General features: G+C 50.8%; 12 protein-coding genes and 1 pseudogene. All 13 read left to right on the forward strand.

The features are described 5' to 3' along the window. On the forward strand, positions 1 to 224 hold a 224-nt coding region (locus tag ACFSUS_RS07860; protein WP_381521313.1), incomplete at its 5' end, for a hypothetical protein. Positions 225 to 335: 111 nt separating this feature from the next. Further along, complete coding sequence (locus tag ACFSUS_RS07865; protein WP_381521315.1) at positions 336 to 2,822, forward strand: glycoside hydrolase family 95 protein; 2,487 nt, start codon at positions 336 to 338, stop codon at positions 2,820 to 2,822. 49 nt (positions 2,823 to 2,871) lie between these two features. Continuing rightward, positions 2,872 to 4,551: a glycoside hydrolase family 43 protein gene (locus ACFSUS_RS07870; RefSeq protein WP_381521317.1), complete on the forward strand. Its 1,680-nt coding sequence runs from the start codon at positions 2,872 to 2,874 to the stop codon at positions 4,549 to 4,551. A gap of 104 nt (positions 4,552 to 4,655) precedes the next feature. Further along, complete coding sequence (locus tag ACFSUS_RS07875; protein WP_381521319.1) at positions 4,656 to 6,938, forward strand: glycoside hydrolase family 127 protein; 2,283 nt, start codon at positions 4,656 to 4,658, stop codon at positions 6,936 to 6,938. A 55-nt stretch (positions 6,939 to 6,993) separates the two neighbouring features. Continuing rightward, complete coding sequence (locus tag ACFSUS_RS07880; protein WP_381521320.1) at positions 6,994 to 7,503, forward strand: VOC family protein; 510 nt, start codon at positions 6,994 to 6,996, stop codon at positions 7,501 to 7,503. Between the two features lie 197 nt (positions 7,504 to 7,700). Continuing rightward, positions 7,701 to 9,290 (forward strand): glycoside hydrolase family 43 protein, encoded by a 1,590-nt coding sequence (locus ACFSUS_RS07885; RefSeq protein WP_381521322.1) that lies wholly within the window; start codon positions 7,701 to 7,703, stop codon positions 9,288 to 9,290. A gap of 42 nt (positions 9,291 to 9,332) precedes the next feature. Beyond that, positions 9,333 to 10,179: pseudogene (locus ACFSUS_RS07890) on the forward strand (sialate O-acetylesterase). Positions 10,180 to 10,397: 218 nt separating this feature from the next. Then, positions 10,398 to 11,351, forward strand: coding sequence for an alpha/beta hydrolase (locus ACFSUS_RS07895; protein WP_381521324.1), 954 nt, complete (start codon positions 10,398 to 10,400; stop codon positions 11,349 to 11,351). Between the two features lie 46 nt (positions 11,352 to 11,397). Continuing rightward, positions 11,398 to 12,561, forward strand: a complete 1,164-nt coding sequence (locus ACFSUS_RS07900) for an alpha/beta hydrolase-fold protein (protein WP_381521326.1) — start codon at positions 11,398 to 11,400, stop codon at positions 12,559 to 12,561. A gap of 12 nt (positions 12,562 to 12,573) precedes the next feature. Then, on the forward strand, positions 12,574 to 13,653 hold the full coding sequence (locus tag ACFSUS_RS07905; RefSeq protein ID WP_381521327.1) for an alpha/beta hydrolase: 1,080 nt from the start codon (positions 12,574 to 12,576) through the stop codon (positions 13,651 to 13,653). Between the two features lie 125 nt (positions 13,654 to 13,778). After that, positions 13,779 to 14,897, forward strand: a complete 1,119-nt coding sequence (locus tag ACFSUS_RS07910) for an alpha/beta hydrolase-fold protein (RefSeq protein WP_381521329.1) — start codon at positions 13,779 to 13,781, stop codon at positions 14,895 to 14,897. A 164-nt stretch (positions 14,898 to 15,061) separates the two neighbouring features. Then, on the forward strand, positions 15,062 to 16,972 hold the full coding sequence (locus ACFSUS_RS07915; protein ID WP_381521905.1) for an alpha/beta hydrolase-fold protein: 1,911 nt from the start codon (positions 15,062 to 15,064) through the stop codon (positions 16,970 to 16,972). Positions 16,973 to 17,166: 194 nt separating this feature from the next. Next, positions 17,167 to 18,282, forward strand: coding sequence for an endo-1,4-beta-xylanase (locus tag ACFSUS_RS07920; protein WP_381521331.1), 1,116 nt, complete (start codon positions 17,167 to 17,169; stop codon positions 18,280 to 18,282). Positions 18,283 to 18,291 lie beyond the last annotated feature (9 nt).

Consider the following 18,291-nt stretch of genomic DNA (forward strand, 5'->3'; position numbering starts at 1 on the left):
CGGACTGGCCTCTGAATCGGCCCATGGGTCTGCAGCCCAGCCGAGCGATAGGATGTGCCAGTCCGTTTTACTTGCTGGCAAGCTACTCCATTCTTGGAATAATCTCACCCCACAAACCTAAAGGCCGGAGCGGGGATCTTAGGGTGGGGGTGAAAAACTTCCGGCTACCGAAGATCCCCGCTCCGGCGGCCCAGTCCTACGTTGGGATGACAAAAATCGCCTAGCTCTTACCACTTTTTCTAAATTCTAAACAGCTTAGCAGTAAGTGGATGAATGTATAATCCACTTACTGCTAAGCTGTAAAGTGCGGTTCCTGAGTATACGCCAATTCGATTATGAGGTTATTCGTTTGCCTTTTCTTTCTAGTCCAATCGTTGGCTGGCTTTTCGCAGGAAAAATCAGCTTTAACGCTTTGGTACAACAAACCTTCCGGTCAAACCTGGGAGAATGCGCTGCCCATTGGTAATGGTCGACTGGGAGCGATGGTGTATGGAAATGTACCTAAGGAAACGATCCAGCTTAATGAGCATACCGTTTGGAGCGGTGGCCCGAACCGAAATGATAATCCGGATGCGTTAGCCGCTCTGCCCGAAGTCCGAAAATTGATCTTCGACGGAAAGCAGAAAGAAGCCGAACAACTGGCCAACAAAGCGATCATCACCAAGAAGTCGCACGGGCAGATGTTTCAACCCGTCGGTAACCTGAACCTCACCTTCGACGGGCACGACACCTATACCAACTATTATCGTGATCTGGATATTGAACGAGCCGTAACTAAAACCTCGTACACGGTCGGCGACGTAACCTACACGCGGGAAATACTGGCCTCGTTTCCTGATAACGTCATTGCGATACAATTAACCGCCAGCAAACCGGGGAAACTATCGTTTTCTGCTTCTTTTTCCACCCAGCACAAGACGTCAGATACTAAGACGACACCTGCCAACGAGCTTACGCTTTCCGGCATTACATCGGACCACGAAGGGGTGAAAGGCATGGTGAAGTTCAAAAGCGTTGCCCGGATCAAAACAGAAGGGGGTACGCTTGCTGCCAGTGACACATCGCTTATCGTAAACAGGGCTAATGCGGCCACCATTTACATCGCTATTGCTACTAACTTCAACAACTATAAAGACATCAGCGGAGACGAGAACGCACGGGTGGCGGCTTACCTGAATAAAGCCTATCCCAAATCGTTTGCGGCTATGTTGAATACGCACGTTGCTGCCTATCAGAAATACTTCAACCGCGTCCGGTTTGACTTGGGTGTTACTGGGCCGCGTTCGGTAGAAGCCGCCCGACTACCTACTGATGAACGACTGAGTAACTTTCGGTCAGCCAATGACCCACAGCTGGTTACACTCTACTACCAATACGGCCGCTATTTGCTGATTTCTTCGTCGCAGCCCAGCCGCGACGGCGTACTGGGACAACCCGCCAACCTGCAGGGGATTTGGAACAATAAAATGCGCCCGCCCTGGGATAGCAAGTACACGATTAACATCAATGCCCAGATGAACTACTGGCCTGCCGAAAAAACGAATCTGGCCGAACTGCACGAGCCGTTTCTGAGAATGGTCAAAGAACTGTCGGAAACGGGCCAGGAGACCGCCAGAGTTATGTACGGAGCTGGTGGCTGGATGGCTCATCACAATACCGATATCTGGCGGATCAACGGGCCAGTGGATGGAGCTTTCTGGGGTATGTGGACGGCAGGAGGTGGGTGGACCAGTCAACATCTTTGGGAGCATTATCTCTATGGTGGCGATAAGGCGTATCTGGCGTCGGTCTATCCGATTTTGAAAGGAGCCGCCCAGTTTTACGCTGATTTCCTGGTCGAACATCCCACCAATCACTGGCTGGTGGTAAACCCTGGTACATCGCCCGAAAACGCGCCAAAGGCACACGGGGGCTCTTCGCTGGATGCTGGAACAACGATGGATAATCAGATTGTGTTCGACGTGTTCAGTACAGCAATACGCGCTGCCGAGATTCTGAAAAAAGATGCTGATTTCGTGGCTGTGCTGAAGCAGAAACGTCGCCAACTCCCGCCCATGCACATCGGACAGTACGGTCAGTTGCAGGAATGGCTCGACGATGTAGATGATCCCAACGATAAACATCGACACATTTCGCACCTGTACGGGTTGTTTCCGTCCAATCAAATTTCGGCGTACCGCACCCCTGACTTGTTTAATGCCGCCCACACCAGTCTGCTTCAACGGGGCGACGTATCGACGGGCTGGAGCATGGGCTGGAAAGTGAACTGGTGGGCCAAACTTCAGGATGGCAACCACGCTTATACGCTGATTCAGAACCAGCTTACTCCCTTAGGTGTCAACAAAGATGGGGGCGGAACGTATAACAACTTGTTCGACGCGCACCCGCCGTTCCAGATCGACGGAAATTTCGGCTGTACATCGGGAATTACTGAAATGCTCATGCAAAGCAGTGATGGGAGTCTTCATCTACTGCCTGCCCTGCCCGATGTCTGGCCGGTCGGCAGCATCAGCGGACTTCGGGCACGGGGTGGCTTTGAAGTTGTCAGCATGGAATGGAAAGACGGTAAGCTGACCAAAGTAGCCGTCAAGTCGAACCTGGGCGGTAACCTGCGACTGCGGGTGCCGAATGCGATGAGCATAAATGGTAAAACCTTGACCAAGGCATCAGGCCCGAACACGAACTCTTTTTACGCTGTCGAAGAAACGCCGTCAGCCATTGTCTCGCCGAAAGCCAACGTAACGGTCTCATCACTGAAAGAAACGCTACTGTACGACCTGCCGACGCAAGCTGGCAAATTATACACACTTATCGCTCAATAAAAATAAAATTGGCTACTAGCTAACGACGGATATTACCCTTACTACAGACATGATCAGGAACATTTTCAGCGTTGTGTTAATCGCATTGGGCTTTTCGATAAGCCATCTACTTTCTGCCCAAACGACCACTTTAGTTAATCCCATTCTGACCGGCTTTTATCCCGATCCAAGCATCGTGCGGGTGGGGGCTGATTATTATTCCGTGCATTCTACTTTTTCGTATTTCCCGGGTTTGCCGATCATGCACAGCCGTGACCTCAAAAATTGGAAGCAAATCGGTAATGTAATCAACCGTCCTTCGCAAATGGAGTTCATGGGCGAGCGGATGACACGCGGGCTGTTTGCCCCGGCCATCACTTATTACAAGGGGACGTACTACGTGACGTGTACGGACATTGACCATGATGGAAATTTTGTCGTGACGGCCAAAAATCCGGCGGGGCCTTACAGCAATCCGGTGAAAATTCCGCAGGTAAAAGGAATTGACCCCTCCATTTATTTCGATGAAGAGACCGACAAAGCCTACATCATTTACAACAGCGATGCACCTGACCGCAAACCGCTGTATCCGGGGCACCGCACCATCCGGATGTACGAGTTCGATTATAAGAATTTGACCGTGCTGGGCGAAGAAAAGCAACTGGTGAACGGTGGTGTAGATCTGTCTAAAAAACCTGTTTGGATTGAAGGGCCCCATATTTTGAAGCGTAACGGTTGGTACATCCTGTATGCGGCCGAAGGCGGAACCTCCGTCAATCACTCGCAGGTGGCACTTCGTAGCCGGGATGTTTGGGGCCCTTATGTACCGTTTGAAGGAAATCCGGTGCTGACGCAACGAGGCTTACCGGCTGACCGACCCAACCCGATCACATCGGCGGGACACGCTCAATTTATCGAGGGGCCCGATGGCAACTGGTATTCGATTTTTCTGGCGGTACGTCCCTACGAAGGCGATTTTTATAATACTGGCCGCGAAATGTTCATTGCTCCGCTGACGTGGGTAAACGATTGGCCGATGATCGAACACGGCGAAAAAGCCATTGAATACCAATACAAAACCAATATCAAAGAAGTAAAACAGAAAGGGGCTTTGCCCCAAAACGGCAACTTCGCGTATACGATGACCTTCGACAAAGAGCTTGACCTTTCGATGCTTTTTTTGAGAACGGTGGATAGCAGTTCGTTTAAAACATCAAAATCAAACGGGCTTACGCTTACCCTTAAACCGGAAACAATTTCAGAAGCCGGAAATCCTTCGTTTGTGGGTAAGCGTCAACAACATTTAACGAGTACCGCCGAAACCGAAGTGATCTTTTCGCCAAAAACGGACAATGAAAAGGCGGGTTTGGTGATTTTTCAGGACGAACGCCATTTTTACTTCGCAGCCAAATCAAAAAAGGATGGCAAAGACGTAATTCAGTTGTTCAAGAGCAAAGACAAAACCCTGGAATTGGTGACCGAAGTCCCTTTAAATTCATCTGCTGCCAGGGTGAATTTCAAAATACAGTCAGAAGGTGCTTTGTACAGCTTCTATTACTCGACCGATGGAAAAAACTGGAACTTGCTAAAAGACCAGATCGACGGCAAGTTTTTGAGCACAAAAGTGGCCAATAGCTTCATTGGCTGCGTGTATGGCCTGTATGCTACTTCATCAGGCGAGAAGTCCGAGAATTCAGCTTCGTTCAAGTACCTGAAATACAAAGGTGACGACCCGATGTATAAGAAATGATTTTGCCATCCCGACGACAGGAGGGATCTCAGCTAGTCGGCGGTTTTCCCTCTCACCCGGAGATCCCTCCTGTCGTCGGGATGACAAAAAAACAGCAATTTGCCTTGAAAACGACCCTTTCATATATCACGTTCGCCTGTCTGCTCAGCTTTTCAACCCTGGCGCAGATGCAGCCGTTCGCCTTGCAGGAAGTAAGGCTGACAAGTGGGCCGTTTAAAAATGCGCAGGACGTTGACCTGAAGTATATCCTGGCCCTTGATCCGGATAGACTCTTGGCTCCGTACTTGATCGATGCTGGTTTGCCCCTGAAAGCGCAACGCTACGGCAATTGGGAAAGCTCGGGGCTGGATGGCCATATTGGTGGGCATTACCTCTCGGCGTTGGCGATGATGTATGCGTCCACCGGCGAAGCTGAACTCAAAAAGCGGCTGGATTACATGGTGGCTGAACTGGCCCGTTGTCAGGCTAAAAACGGGAATGGTTATGTTGGTGGAATTCCGCAGGGGAAAGTATTCTGGGAGCGAATCCTTAAAGGTGATATCGACGGTAGTAGTTTCGGCTTAAATAATACCTGGGTGCCGCTTTACAACATCCACAAGCTTTTCGCGGGATTACGGGATGCCTACGAATACGCCGGAAACAAGCAAGCGAAAACTGTATTTGTTGGCTTGGGAGACTGGTTTATCGACCTAATTAAACCTCTTTCCGACGATCAGATTCAGCAGGTATTACGCACCGAACACGGGGGGATTAACGAAACCTTTGCCGATCTGTACATCCTGACCAAGAATAAAAAATACCTCGAAACGGCGCAGAAACTATCTCATCGTTCGCTGCTGTATCCGCTGCTGGAACAACAGGATAAACTAACGGGGCTTCATGCTAACACGCAAATTCCAAAAGTGATTGGTTATGAAAAGATAGCCATGCTTACGGATAAGGCCGACTGGTCGGATGCCGCTCAGTATTTCTGGCAAAACGTTTCTCAGACCCGTAGCGTCGCCTTTGGTGGGAATAGTGTTCGGGAGCATTTTAACCCGACAACGGATTTTCATCAGGTGATTCAGTCGAATCAGGGCCCCGAAACCTGTAATTCATTTAATATGCTGCGCCTGAGCAAAGCCCTGTTTTTGGATAAGAACGAGGTGAGCTATCTCGATTTCTACGAGCGAACGCTGTACAACCACATCCTGTCGAGTCAACACCCCGAAAAAGGCGGGTTTGTCTATTTTACGCCCATTCGGCCGAATCACTACCGGGTGTATTCGCAACCCGAAACCAGCATGTGGTGTTGCGTAGGGTCGGGCCTGGAAAACCATACCAAGTACGGCGAAGTAATTTACAGTCATTCGGTAAACGATCTGTTTGTCAATCTGTTCATCCCGTCTACAGTGAACTGGCAAGAAAAGGGCATCAAGCTTATTCAAAACACAGCATTTCCTTATAAAAATGAATCGGAGCTGGCGTTGCAACTGGCGAAGCCCCAGGTTTTCTCGGTCAATATTCGTTATCCGAAATGGGCCGAAAATCTAGAGATTCTAATTAATGGCAAGGCGCAAAAAATTGACGCCAAACCTGCTCAATATGTAGCCATAAACCGAAAATGGCAGAAAGGCGATAAGGTAACCGTTCGTTTTAAGACGTCGACACGCCTGGAGTACTTACCGGATGGATCTAACTGGGCTGCTTTTGTGCATGGCCCTATCGTCTTAGCCGCTAAAACCTCTGCAGACGACCTGGTGGGACTTTTCGCCGACGATAGCCGGATGGGGCACGAAACAAAAGGTAAACTATACCCGCTCACTAATGCCTATGCGCTCGTGGGCGACCCGGCAACGTACCTGTCTCAACTTAAACCTGTTGATAAGCTGCGATTCAGTCTGGACTCGCTGACGTTGCAACCGTTCTATGAGGTTCACGACGCCCGCTATCAGATGTACTTCCAGACGTTCACCAAAGCAGCTTTTACTGAGCAACAAGCCCGATTGAAGCAGCAGGAAGCCGAGACCCTTGCGCTTGAAGCCATGACCGTCGATAAGGTAAATTGTGGGGAACAACAGCCGGAAGTCGATCACGCATACAAAGGCGAAAAGAGTGATTCGGGGTATGATGACGAGCGCTTCTGGAGACGTACCCGTTCGTTTGTGTCGTATCAATTACAGAACAAAAATCGAGCAGGTAAACACATACAAATTAGGGCTTTGGATGCGATCACGGCTGATAATGTGCATGTCCTGCTCAATGAGCAACCCGCCGAGATAGTTTCAATAGAAGACAATATCGTCGTTTTGAAAGGTGATGCCAGCGAGGTGATTACGTTGAAACTTATGGCAAAAGATGGTAAGCCGACACCTCGGTTCCATCAAATCAGACTTCTAAAAAATTAAAACCATGTTGATTAAAGCGCTGAAGATGAAGACTAAATTGAATTGTGTTAAACTCATGCATGTGAGGTTAAGTGTTTTATTGATTGGTCTTGGTTTGTCAATGAACGGATATGCCCAATCTAACTTTAACAGTAAAGTAATTGGCATAGGAGTCGTGGTTGCTGACCTTGAACGCTCGCTGGATTTCTACGTCAACGGCATTGGCATGGTCAAAACGGGCAGCTTCACCATTAATGAAGAATTCTCAAAACGCTCTGGCCTGGCAAACGGGGCATCTGCCGCTGTAACGATACTGAAGCTGGAAAACAGCCCCGAGGCCACCGACTGGAAGCTAATGAGCTTTGGCAATAAAGCGTTGCATCCGAAGCCTAAGTTCATTCAGGACGATACCGGGATGCAGTACATCACCATTCAGGTGAAAGCCCTACAACCCATCATTGACCGACTCAAGCAGATGAAGGTACCGTTTCTAGGCAGCACGCCAACGCCCTTGAACGATAAAGCTCACTTTGTTCTGGTTCAGGACCCCGACGGGACGTTCATCGAACTGATTGGGCCGCTATAATAATTGGAAAAACCTAGTGCTTTCGTATACCCGCTCAACAGTATGTTATCCCGTGTTTTTGTCATCCCGACGTAGGAGGGATCTTCGATATAGAACATTATTTACAAGCATCCGAAGATCCCCCCTACGTCGGGATGACAAAATGTACAGCGAGAAAAAGCCTTCGTAAAATGCTTATAATTAAATTATTACGTAAAATGTCGCTTTCTCTATCTGGCTTGGCGATTGTATTGTTGCTGACGCAAATCCTGGCAACCGCCCAAATGGCTCGAAATCCCGTCATTTTTGCGGACGTTCCCGACATGGCTATGATTCGGGTTGGCGACACCTACTACATGAGCAGCACCACTATGCACATGAGTCCGGGGTTACCAATTATGAAGTCGAAAGATCTGGTGAACTGGCAGTTGGTTGGTTACGCCTACGATACGCTGGCTAATGTCGATGCCCTAAATCTAAACAACGGCAAAAGCACGTACGGGCGCGGTTCGTGGGCCAGTAGCCTACGTTTCCACAACGGCACCTACTACGTAACCACCTTCGCCCAGACGACCGGAAAGACGTATATCTATACGACGAAGAATATTGAGAAAGGCCCCTGGAAAGAGGTGTCTTTCAAGCCTTCGTACCATGACCATAGCTTATTTTTTGATGACGATGGCCGGGTTTATCTAATCTACGGTGCGGGTAAGCTCCGACTTGTGGAACTGACCGCCGATGCCGCAGGTGTGAAACCCGGCACCACTGAGCAGGTCCTGATTGAGAACGCCAGCACGCCATCGGGTACCGGTGGAGGACTACCCGCCGAAGGATCGCAACTGTTTAAAGTGAACGGTAAGTATTACCTGTTCAACATTACCTGGCCGAAAGGAGGTATGCGCACGGTGATCATTCATCGAGCCGACAAGCTAACCGGTCCCTGGGAAGGCCGGGTGGCGCTACAGGATTTGGGCGTCGCGCAGGGGGGGCTGATTGATACGCCCGACGGTCGATGGTTCGCCTACCTGTTCCGCGATTTTGGTGGAGTTGGTCGGATTCCGTATCTGGTGCCGGTGAAGTGGGAAGATGGCTGGCCCGTGCTGGGTGTTAATGGTAAAGTACCCGAAACCCTCGACCTTCCCGCCAACAAAGGTCTGATTCCGGGTATCGTCGCTTCGGATGAGTTTACCCGCAAAAAAGGGGGGCCTGCTTTGCCGCTGGTCTGGCAGTGGAACCACAACCCCGATAACAGCCTCTGGTCGGTGAGCGAGCGAAAAGGTTACCTGCGGCTGAAAACCGGCCGTACCGACACCTCGTTTGTCATGGCCAGAAACACGCTGACCCAGCGAACCATTGGTCCTGAAAGTACAGGCGCTACGTTGCTCGATGCATCGAACCTGAAGGACGGTGATTTTGCGGGGTTGAGCCTGCTGCAAAAGAACTACGGCCTGGTGGGCGTAAAAATGGAGAACGGTACCCGCTCAATTGTGATGGTCAGCGCGGCTACTGGGAAGCCGGTTGAGGTTCAGCGGGTGCCACTGAACCAGAAAACGGTCTATCTGAAAGCGGAATGTGATTTCCGCGACCGCAAAGACATCGCTCACTTCTTTTACAGCCTCGATGGTAAATCATGGCTCCCCATTGGCGAACCGTTGAAAATGCCGTATACCATCCCGCATTTTATGGGCTACCGCTTTGGCCTGTTCAACTACGCCACCGCTTCGGCGGTCCGACCAGAAACGGGTGGATTTGCTGATTTCGATTACTTCCGGATTGCCGACACGATTTCGCATGCAGTAACCAATTGACGTCCCGCTCAAGCTTTTCGATAACCTAGATTTTACCTACTCATGAAAAAGCGATTCTCTACCGGTACCCTTCTACTTAGCTTGCTGTTTTGGGGTCTGAGCGCTTCGGCCCAGGACAAAAATTTTTACATCTTCCTGTGTTTTGGGCAATCTAACATGGAGGGAAACGCTAAGATAGAGCCTCAGGATACGGTCAATGTCACTAGCCGGTTTCAAGTGATGGAAGCCGTTGATTGCCCGAATCTGAATCGAAAAATGGGCCAATGGTATACCGCTGTGCCGGTGTCGTACGGGTCTTACTCCCGCCGATTACTTTGGCCGCGAGTTGGTCGCCAATCTACCCGAAAAGGTAAGAGTAGGCGTCATTAATGTAGCCGTAGGTGGTTGTAAAATCGAGCTGTTCGACAAAGACCATTATGAGATCTACACCGCCAATGTGCCAGGCTGGATGAAAAATTTCATCAACGAATACGGCGGAAATCCATACGCCCGACTGGTCGAGATGGCGAAACTGGCGCAGAAAGATGGGGTCATAAAGGGTATTCTGCTGCATCAGGGTGAGTCGAATACCAACGACACGCTTTGGACGAAAAAGGTCAAGGTAGTTTACGACAATCTGATGAACGACCTGAATCTGAAACCCAAAAAAGTGCCTTTGCTGGCTGGCGAAACCGTGAATGCTGACCAGGGTGGCATTTGTGCCAGCATGAACAAGATCATTGCCACCCTTCCGCAAACGATCAAAAATGCGCACGTGATTTCGTCGGCTGGCTGTACCGACTCGGCCGACAACCTGCACTTCAATGCCGCTGGATATCGGGAACTGGGGAAACGCTATGCCGCTCAGATGCTGGCGTTGCTGGGGTATAAACCAACCATGACGAATTAGGAATGCCGTGAGCGGGAAGACGTTTACCGGCGGATAGAATGCTGGTAAATCCTTACTACTTACTCAGGCTAATTGACGTCGTAGCATTTCTAACTAAGTTTTTGTCATGCTGACGAAGGAAGCATCTTAAAGTAGCCTACCGAAGATGCTTCCTTCGTCAGCATGACAAAAACGCTGAATTACACTGACCTTTAACCCAGTACTCCTAACTCAATACCATGAAACGCTTTAATTTACGAACACAGACCGCCTGGAAGCGAAACATGGGCAGAAAAGTAACGGCCATGACCGCGTTGGTTGGCTGGCTACTAACTTCTCCGTTGGCCGCAATCGCGCAGGAAATCATGCCATTGTACCCAGCTGCGGTGCCAAATTCAAAAGCATCAGACGTACAGGAGTCGGGGGCGGAATCGGGTGTCCTGAAGGGAATCACCAAACCCACGCTGCAGTATTTCAAACCTGCGCCCGACAAGGCATCCGGGGCAGCTGTTGTTATCATTCCCGGTGGTGGCTACGGCGTAGTCGTGTACCAGGGCGAAGGCATCAGTACCGCTAAAGCCCTGGCCGAACAGGGTGTGGCGGCTTTCGTGCTTAAGTATCGTTTGCCCAGCGATGCCATTATGCCTGACAAGAAAATCGGACCACTGCAGGACGCCCAGCAAGCCTTTAAACTGGTTCGCGAGAATGCCGACAAGTGGGGTGTCGATAAAAATAAAGTCGGCATCATGGGCTTTTCGGCGGGTGGGCATTTGGCATCCACAGCCGCTACGCACTTCGAAAAATCGTATATCGATAACCCAGAAAATACCAGCCTGCGGCCCGATTTTCAAATTCTTATATATCCGGTCATCAGCATGCAGGATAGCCTGACGCATGGTGGATCTCATGATAATCTGCTCGGCAAGAATCCGTCGCTGAATGACATCGAGCTTTTTTCCAACGAGCTACAGGTGCGTGCCAACACGCCACCCACCTACCTGACCCATGCGGCTGACGATAAACTGGTCGATGTAGACAACAGCATCGTCTATTTCGAAAAATTAAGACATCTAAAAGTGCCCGTAGAAATGCACATCTACCCCAAAGGTGATCACGGGTTCATCTTCCGTCACCCCGGTTGGATGGACCCTTTGTTTGCCTGGATGAAACAAAATAACTGGCTCAAGAAATAAGGCGTCCTTACTCTACTGACTTTATTATTCCTAAACAACGATGACAATGACTAACCCTTTAACCGTCCGATTCTGGCTTGCCTGGCTACTAGTTGGCTTGAGCAATTTGGTGCTGGCTCAGCCGCCCCGTGGCCCGCTGGTGGTATCTCCACAGGTGAACGCCGATAAGTCTGTTACGTTTCGGTATCTGGCTCCCCAGGCCAATGAGGTGAAGCTGAGTGCGCAGTTTGAAAAAGCGCCAGTGGCCATGACCAAAGATGCGCAGGGCATCTGGAGCGTAACGGTGGGGCCGGTCAAGCCTGATATTTACCCATACAGCTTCCAGGCCGACGGCGTTACCGTGATGGACCCTGCCAACGTAGCGTTCTTTCCTAACGAACGCTTCAAAGCCAGCCTGGTCGACGTGCCCGGTGATACGCCCCTGATTCACGCCTTGCGCGATGTGCCCCACGGCTCGATCAACTACGAGTATTACCCATCAATAGAAGGAACAACGGGTTCGCTGGTGGTGTATACGCCACCGGGTTATGATCAGTCGCCGTCAAAAAAGTACCCTGTCTATTACCTCATCAGCGGCACGACCGATACCGAAGAAACCTTTTTCAAGGTTGGCAAGACAAACCTGATACTGGATAATCTGATCGCCGAAGGGAAAGCCAAGCCTATGATCATCGTGATGCCGTATGGCAACATGGCTGCACGGGTAGCTGAGCAAAAAGGAGGAGCTAAACCCGCTGATCCAACTGTTCGCGATGGGGCCGACGCGGTAAAACGGGCCAACGATTTCACGACCGATTTGGTCAGTAACGTCATTCCGTATGTCGAGAAAAATTACCGGGCTATTCCCGGCCGGGAGAACCGGGCCATCGGTGGCTTCTCGCGAGGGGGCGGGCAAACCCTTCGAACGGCGTTTAGCAACATGGACAAGTTTGCGTGGGTGTGTGCCTATAGTTCATACCTGTCGCCGGACGAGATGAACCGCAGCTATCCGTCCATTGTCAGTAATCCTCAACAGACCAATAAGCAGCTTAAACTGCTGTGGGTGAGCGTAGGTAGCGACGATTTTCTGTACAAGGGTACGGTGGAGTTTATGGACTACCTCAAGGCCAAAAACGTACAGTTTAAAAGCCTGGTTACTGACGGGGGGCACACCTGGATGAATGTAAAAACGTACGTTGCCGCCACTACGCCACTGCTGTTCCAACAATAAACGCCTTTTTCCATGAACCGCATTGTATATTTCCTAACCATCCTGACCGTAGCGTCGTTATCGGCTCGTGCGCAGCAGCGGCCACCCGCCATCAGCTCGCCCGAAGTGCATGCTGACCACAGCATTACGTTCCGGTATTTTTCAAAGAAAGCGAACCGGGTTATCGTGAGCGGTGAATTTCTTAAAGCGCCCGTTGCCATGACCAAAGACACGTCGGGTATCTGGAGTGTGACGGTACCACCTGTCAAACCCGACATCTACCCGTACAGCTTTACCGTCGATAGCGTCCAGCTAGCCGACCCGAACAATACATATATCTTCGCGAACGAACGCTTCAAACGCAGCATCGTCGACGTCCCTGGCGATCAGCCGCTGGTGCATTCGCTCCAGAACGTACCGCATGGCAAAATCAGCTACCGCTATTACAAATCAGGTACGTTGGGAACAACCCGACAGTTGCTGGTATACACTCCGCCCGGCTTTAACCCCAACGGTAAAACCAAATACCCGGTGCTATACCTGATTCACGGCGGCTCCGACACCGAAGAAACGTGGACGAAGGTCGGCCGCGCCAATCTGATTGCCGATAACCTTATCGCGCAGGGCAAAGCCAAACCGATGCTGATTGTGATGCCCTACGGCAATGTGCGTCCAGCCCCTATGCCTGATTTCACCAAAGACATGGTAAACGATATCGTGCCGTTCATTGAAGCTAACTACCCGGTCATCAAAGAAAGCAAAGGACGCGCCGTGGCTGGCTTTTCGGTCGGAGGTGGGCAAACGCTCAATATCGGGCTGACCAATCCCTCTACCTTTGCTTACGTGTGTTCGTACGCGCCCTACACGGCGACCGACGAGTTCAGGAAGAACTTCACCGATTGGTCGCCCAATGCTGACCAGATGAATAAACAGTTGAAGCTGTTTACCATCAGCGTCGGTACGGAAGACTTTCTGTTCGAGCCGGTGAAACAGAACATTGCCTTCTTCCAGGACAAAAAGCTTCCGGTGAAAAGCTACATCGTTCCCGGCGGCCATACCTGGATGAACTGCAAGCAATACCTGGCCACCACTTTACAGGAAATATTTAAGTAGAGATTTTTTGTCATGCCGACTCAGGAGAAATCTTCTGTAGCTGAATAGTTGTACGAGAGGATTCCTCCTGCGTCGGCATGACAAAAAAGGTTATAAATCCATTTGCAATTTAAACCCTTACCAACATGATTCGCAACACAATAGCGGCCTTGTTCGCCGTCGCTCTCACCAGTGCAGCCTGTTTGGCACAGGCTAGTCAACCTGCCATAGTAGAAGACTTTAAGCCCTCCACCCTGAATCAGCCGGGGCAGGAATATCCGCAGGTCAATTCACAGGGTTACGCCCGATTCCGTATTAAAGCGCCCCTTGCTGATAGTGTTCGGGTGAGCCTGGGCCTGGGTGGACGAGGAGGAACCATCCTCACGAAAGGGGAAGACGGCTTCTGGACCGGCACGACAGCAGGACCGATGGACGAAGGCTTCCATTATTACAACGTAACAATTGATGGCGGTAAGTTTAACGACCCCGGCGCTAAGAATTACTACGGCTCTGTCCGGTGGGAGAGTGGCATTGAGATTCCGGCTCACGATCAGGACTTTTACGCCCTGAAAGACGTACCCCATGGCAACGTCCAGCAGATACTTTTCCCGTCAAAGAGTACCGGCACACCGCGTCGGGCGTTTGTGTACACCCCACCGGGCTACGAGAAAGAGAAGTCGAAAAAATACCCAGTGCTGTACCTGCAACACGGCTGGGGCGAAGACGAAACGGCCTGGAGCAATCAGGGACATGCTAACCTGATTCTGGACAACCTGATCGCTGAAGGCAAAACCAAGCCCTTCCTCATTGTAATGACCTACGGCATGACCAATGAAGTGAAATTTGGCAAGATTCGAGAGTTCAAGATTGACCCCTTCCAAACGGTACTCGTCGATGAATTGATTCCGTATGTGGATGCTAATTTCCGCACACTGACCAACCGAGACAATCGGGCAATGGCGGGCCTGTCGATGGGCGGCATGGAAACCAAAATGATCACCCTCAATAAGCCTGATGTGTTTGGGTATTACGGTCTGCTTAGCGGGGGAGTCTACGCGCCTGAAGACCTCAACGGCAAAGCAAAACCGAAGCTTGTTTTTATTAGCTGCGGCAGCAAAGAACGGCCCGATGGCGTGAAGAAGTCTGCCACTGACCTGAAAGCCGCTGGCTACAATGCCGTTTCGTATGTATCTGAAAACACAGCTCACGAATTCCTGACCTGGCGTCGGAGCCTGCATGAGCTTGCCCCTTTGCTGTTTAAATAAGGGCGCATTTTCTGTCATGCACTTTTGTCATCCCGAGGAACGAGGGATCTTCGGGTGAGGCTAGTAAACCTCCGGCCACTGAAGATCCCTCGTTCCTCGGGATGACAAAAGACTTTAAAAACCTATGAACCATGAAGGCTAATTCATTTTTTAAAGGGGCGTATATGGCCCTTGCCGCTGCTACGATGGTGGGAGCAACGACCTTTTCACAGCCCATCGACAAAGAAGCGCCCAAGGGCTTTGATCAGGTTCGTAGCGGCATTGCTATGGGCAAACTTGATTCGGTGCAGTATGACTCAAAAACGGTAGGCACCAAACGTAAAGCGTTAGTCTACACCCCACCGGGTTATTCCAAAAAGAAAAAGTATCCGGTGCTTTATCTCTTACACGGCATCGGGGGTGACGAAAAAGAGTGGCTGAAAGGCGGGAGTCCGCAGGTTATTCTGGACAACCTGTATGCCGACAAGAAGCTGGAGCCCATGATCGTGGTGATGCCCAACGGCCGGGCGATGAAAGACGACCGCGCCATAGGCAACGTCTTCGACAAAGACAAGGTTGAAGCGTTTGCTACGTTCGAAAAAGATTTGCTTAACGATTTAATTCCGTTTGTTGAGAAAAAGTATTCTACCCTGACCGACCGCGAACACCGGGCTGTTGCCGGACTATCGATGGGGGGTGGGCAATCGCTGAATTTTGGGTTAGGCAATCTGGATAAATTCGCCTGGGTGGGCGGTTTCTCGTCGGCACCGAACACCAAACGCCCCGAAGAACTGGTGCCAAACCCCGAAGACGCGAAAAAGAAACTGAAACTTCTGTGGATCTCGTGCGGTGATGCTGATGGACTAATCCCATTCAGCAAGCGCACGCACGATTATCTCTACCAGAACGACGTGCCGCACATTTATTACGTGGAGCCGGGCGGCCACGATTTCAAGGTTTGGAAGAACGGGCTGTACATGTTCTCGCAGTTTCTATTTAAGCCTGTTGACACTGCGTCGCTGACCAAATACACCGTCCTGGGTACGCCAGCGGCAACCAATGCCCGCAACGCGAAATACCCACAGATTCTACCCGACAACCGCATCGTGTTTCGGGTGAAAGCCCCGCAAGCCCAAAAGGTGCAGATTGACCTGGGCAAAAAATACGACATGGAGAAAGATACGGCGGGCTTCTGGACCGTCACGACCGATTCCATCAGCCGGGGATTCCATTATTACTCGCTGCTGATCGACGGCCTGCCCGTAGCGGACCCGGCCAGTGAGACGTTCTATGGCATGGGGCGGATGGCCAGCGGCATTGAGATTCCGGACAAAGACGGGGCTTTCTATGCTATGAAAGACGTACCCCACGGCGACATCCGCATCAAACGTTACCTTTCAAAAGCCTCGAATACCTGGCGTGAGATGTACGTCTACACGCCACCCGGTTACGACAAATCGACGGAGAAATACCCGGTGCTGTACCTGCTGCACGGCGGGGGTGAAGACCAGCGCGGCTGGAGTACGCAGGGTAAAACGGATATGATCCTGGATAACCTGATTGCTGAAGGCAAAGCCAAACCCATGATTATTGCCATGCTCGATGGCAACATGAATATGCAGGGCGGACTGGCGGGTTTCAATGAAAACGTGTTGCGGGCCTTTGAACACGAATTGAAGCTGGGCGCTATACCCTTCGTGGAAAGCAACTTCCGGGTCGCAACCGACGCAAAAAATCGGGCATTGGCGGGCCTGTCGATGGGTGGGTTGCAGACGTTGTATGCGGGCATTAAAAATAACAACATGTTCTCGTCGCTGGGCGTGTTCAGCTCGGGCTGGTTCGCCAACAACCCTGCTCTGACCGACCCGCAGTATGCGTTCATGAAAACCAATGCGGATGCTATCAACGGCAACCTGAAACCGCTGTGGATTTCGATGGGGGGGAAGGAGGACATCGCTTACCAGAACTGCCAGGTCATGATGAAGAAATTCGACGAGATGGGAGTCAAATACAGCTATAGTGAATATGCTGGTGGGCATACCTGGCCGGTCTGGCGGCATGATTTGTTCCAGTATGCCCAGGTGCTGTTTAAGTAAATGAAAGAGAGGCTGTTTGAGTTTTTTGTCATTCCGACCGGTCCGCCGGTGCGGGAATCTTCGGGTAAGGTGATGAATACCTCCGGCTATATAAGATTCCTCGTTCCTCGGAATGACAAAAAACGCCTGTCCTATCAGGGGGAATTAATCAGCGGTACATCACGAACTAACTCAACTCAAAAACAATACATTTTATGTATCTGAAAAAATACACCTTTGCCATCAGCACGACTGCACTCTTACTGGCAAATCTGTCGCTACTGCCGGATCGTGCGTCGGCGCAAAATATTCCCTCGTTAAAAGATACCTTCAAAAAGGATTTCGGCATCGGAACGGCGCTGAATACCGCACAAATCGAGGAACGCGACCCGCAGATGACGGCCTTTATTGTTCGTCAGTTCAACATGGCCACGCCTGAAAACATCATGAAGTCGGCGCTGATTCATCCAAAGTGGGACACGTACAACTTTGAGATGGCGGATAAGCTGGTTGAGTTCGGAAAAAAGCACAACATCAAAATCAACGGACATACGCTCATCTGGCACAGTCAATTGCCGCCGTTTATCCGGGGAATCAAGAGTGCCGATTCGATTCGAACGTTCTTCAACGATCACATAAAAACGGTAGCCGGACGATACGACGGCAAGGTGCTTTCGTGGGATGTTGTCAATGAAGCACTCAATGAGGATGGGACGATGCGTAAATCGGTATTCCTGCAATACCTGGGCGATGATTTCGTCACGGAAGCGTTCCGGCTGGCGCAACAGGCCGCCCCCAAAACGGAGCTGTATTACAACGACTATAACAACGAACAACCTAAAAAGCGGGCAGGCTGTATTGAACTGGTGAAAAAGATCAAGGCCGCCGGGGTACGTATTGATGGGGTAGGTATTCAAGGCCACTGGCACGTGGGCAAAGTGCCGTTGAACGACATCGAAGAAAGTATTCTTCAATACGCAGCACTGGGCGTAAAGGTTATGTTTACCGAACTGGATATTGAAGTGCTGCCGCGCAATTTTCAGGGAGCCGATGTAGGGCAACGAATGACCGCCAACGAGCAGTCAAACCCCTACACCGCTGGCCTGCCCGACAGCGTTCAGCAGCAACTGGCCGCTGACTACGAAGCCCTGTTCAAGCTCTTCTTAAAGCATAAGGACAAAGTTACCCGCGTCACGTTCTGGGGTGTGAACGATGCCGATAGCTGGCTGAACAACTGGCCAATCCGGGGCCGAACGAGCTACCCCTTGCTGTTTGATCGGAAGAACCAGCCCAAGCCGGCTTTTGAGAAGGTCATTGCCTTAAAAAAGTAAAGGGTGAAC

Origin of the sequence: Spirosoma soli (genome assembly GCF_042684525.1) — a bacterium.
GTDB lineage: Bacteria > Bacteroidota > Bacteroidia > Cytophagales > Spirosomataceae > Spirosoma > Spirosoma soli.

Excerpts from the sequence above, each read along its gene's own strand:
- ACFSUS_RS07910 (WP_381521329.1), top strand. The coding sequence starts at position 13,779 with ATGATTCGCAACACAATAGCGGCCTTGTTCGCCGTCGCTCTCACCAGT.
- ACFSUS_RS07920 (WP_381521331.1), top strand. The coding sequence starts at position 17,167 with ATGTATCTGAAAAAATACACCTTTGCCATCAGCACGACTGCACTCTTA.
- ACFSUS_RS07885 (WP_381521322.1), top strand. The coding sequence starts at position 7,701 with ATGTCGCTTTCTCTATCTGGCTTGGCGATTGTATTGTTGCTGACGCAA.
- ACFSUS_RS07905 (WP_381521327.1), top strand. The coding sequence starts at position 12,574 with ATGAACCGCATTGTATATTTCCTAACCATCCTGACCGTAGCGTCGTTA.
- ACFSUS_RS07915 (WP_381521905.1), top strand. The coding sequence starts at position 15,062 with ATGGCCCTTGCCGCTGCTACGATGGTGGGAGCAACGACCTTTTCACAG.
- ACFSUS_RS07900 (WP_381521326.1), top strand. The coding sequence starts at position 11,398 with ATGACTAACCCTTTAACCGTCCGATTCTGGCTTGCCTGGCTACTAGTT.
- ACFSUS_RS07895 (WP_381521324.1), top strand. The coding sequence starts at position 10,398 with ATGAAACGCTTTAATTTACGAACACAGACCGCCTGGAAGCGAAACATG.
- ACFSUS_RS07870 (WP_381521317.1), top strand. The coding sequence starts at position 2,872 with ATGATCAGGAACATTTTCAGCGTTGTGTTAATCGCATTGGGCTTTTCG.
- ACFSUS_RS07865 (WP_381521315.1), top strand. The coding sequence starts at position 336 with ATGAGGTTATTCGTTTGCCTTTTCTTTCTAGTCCAATCGTTGGCTGGC.
- ACFSUS_RS07880 (WP_381521320.1), top strand. The coding sequence starts at position 6,994 with ATGCATGTGAGGTTAAGTGTTTTATTGATTGGTCTTGGTTTGTCAATG.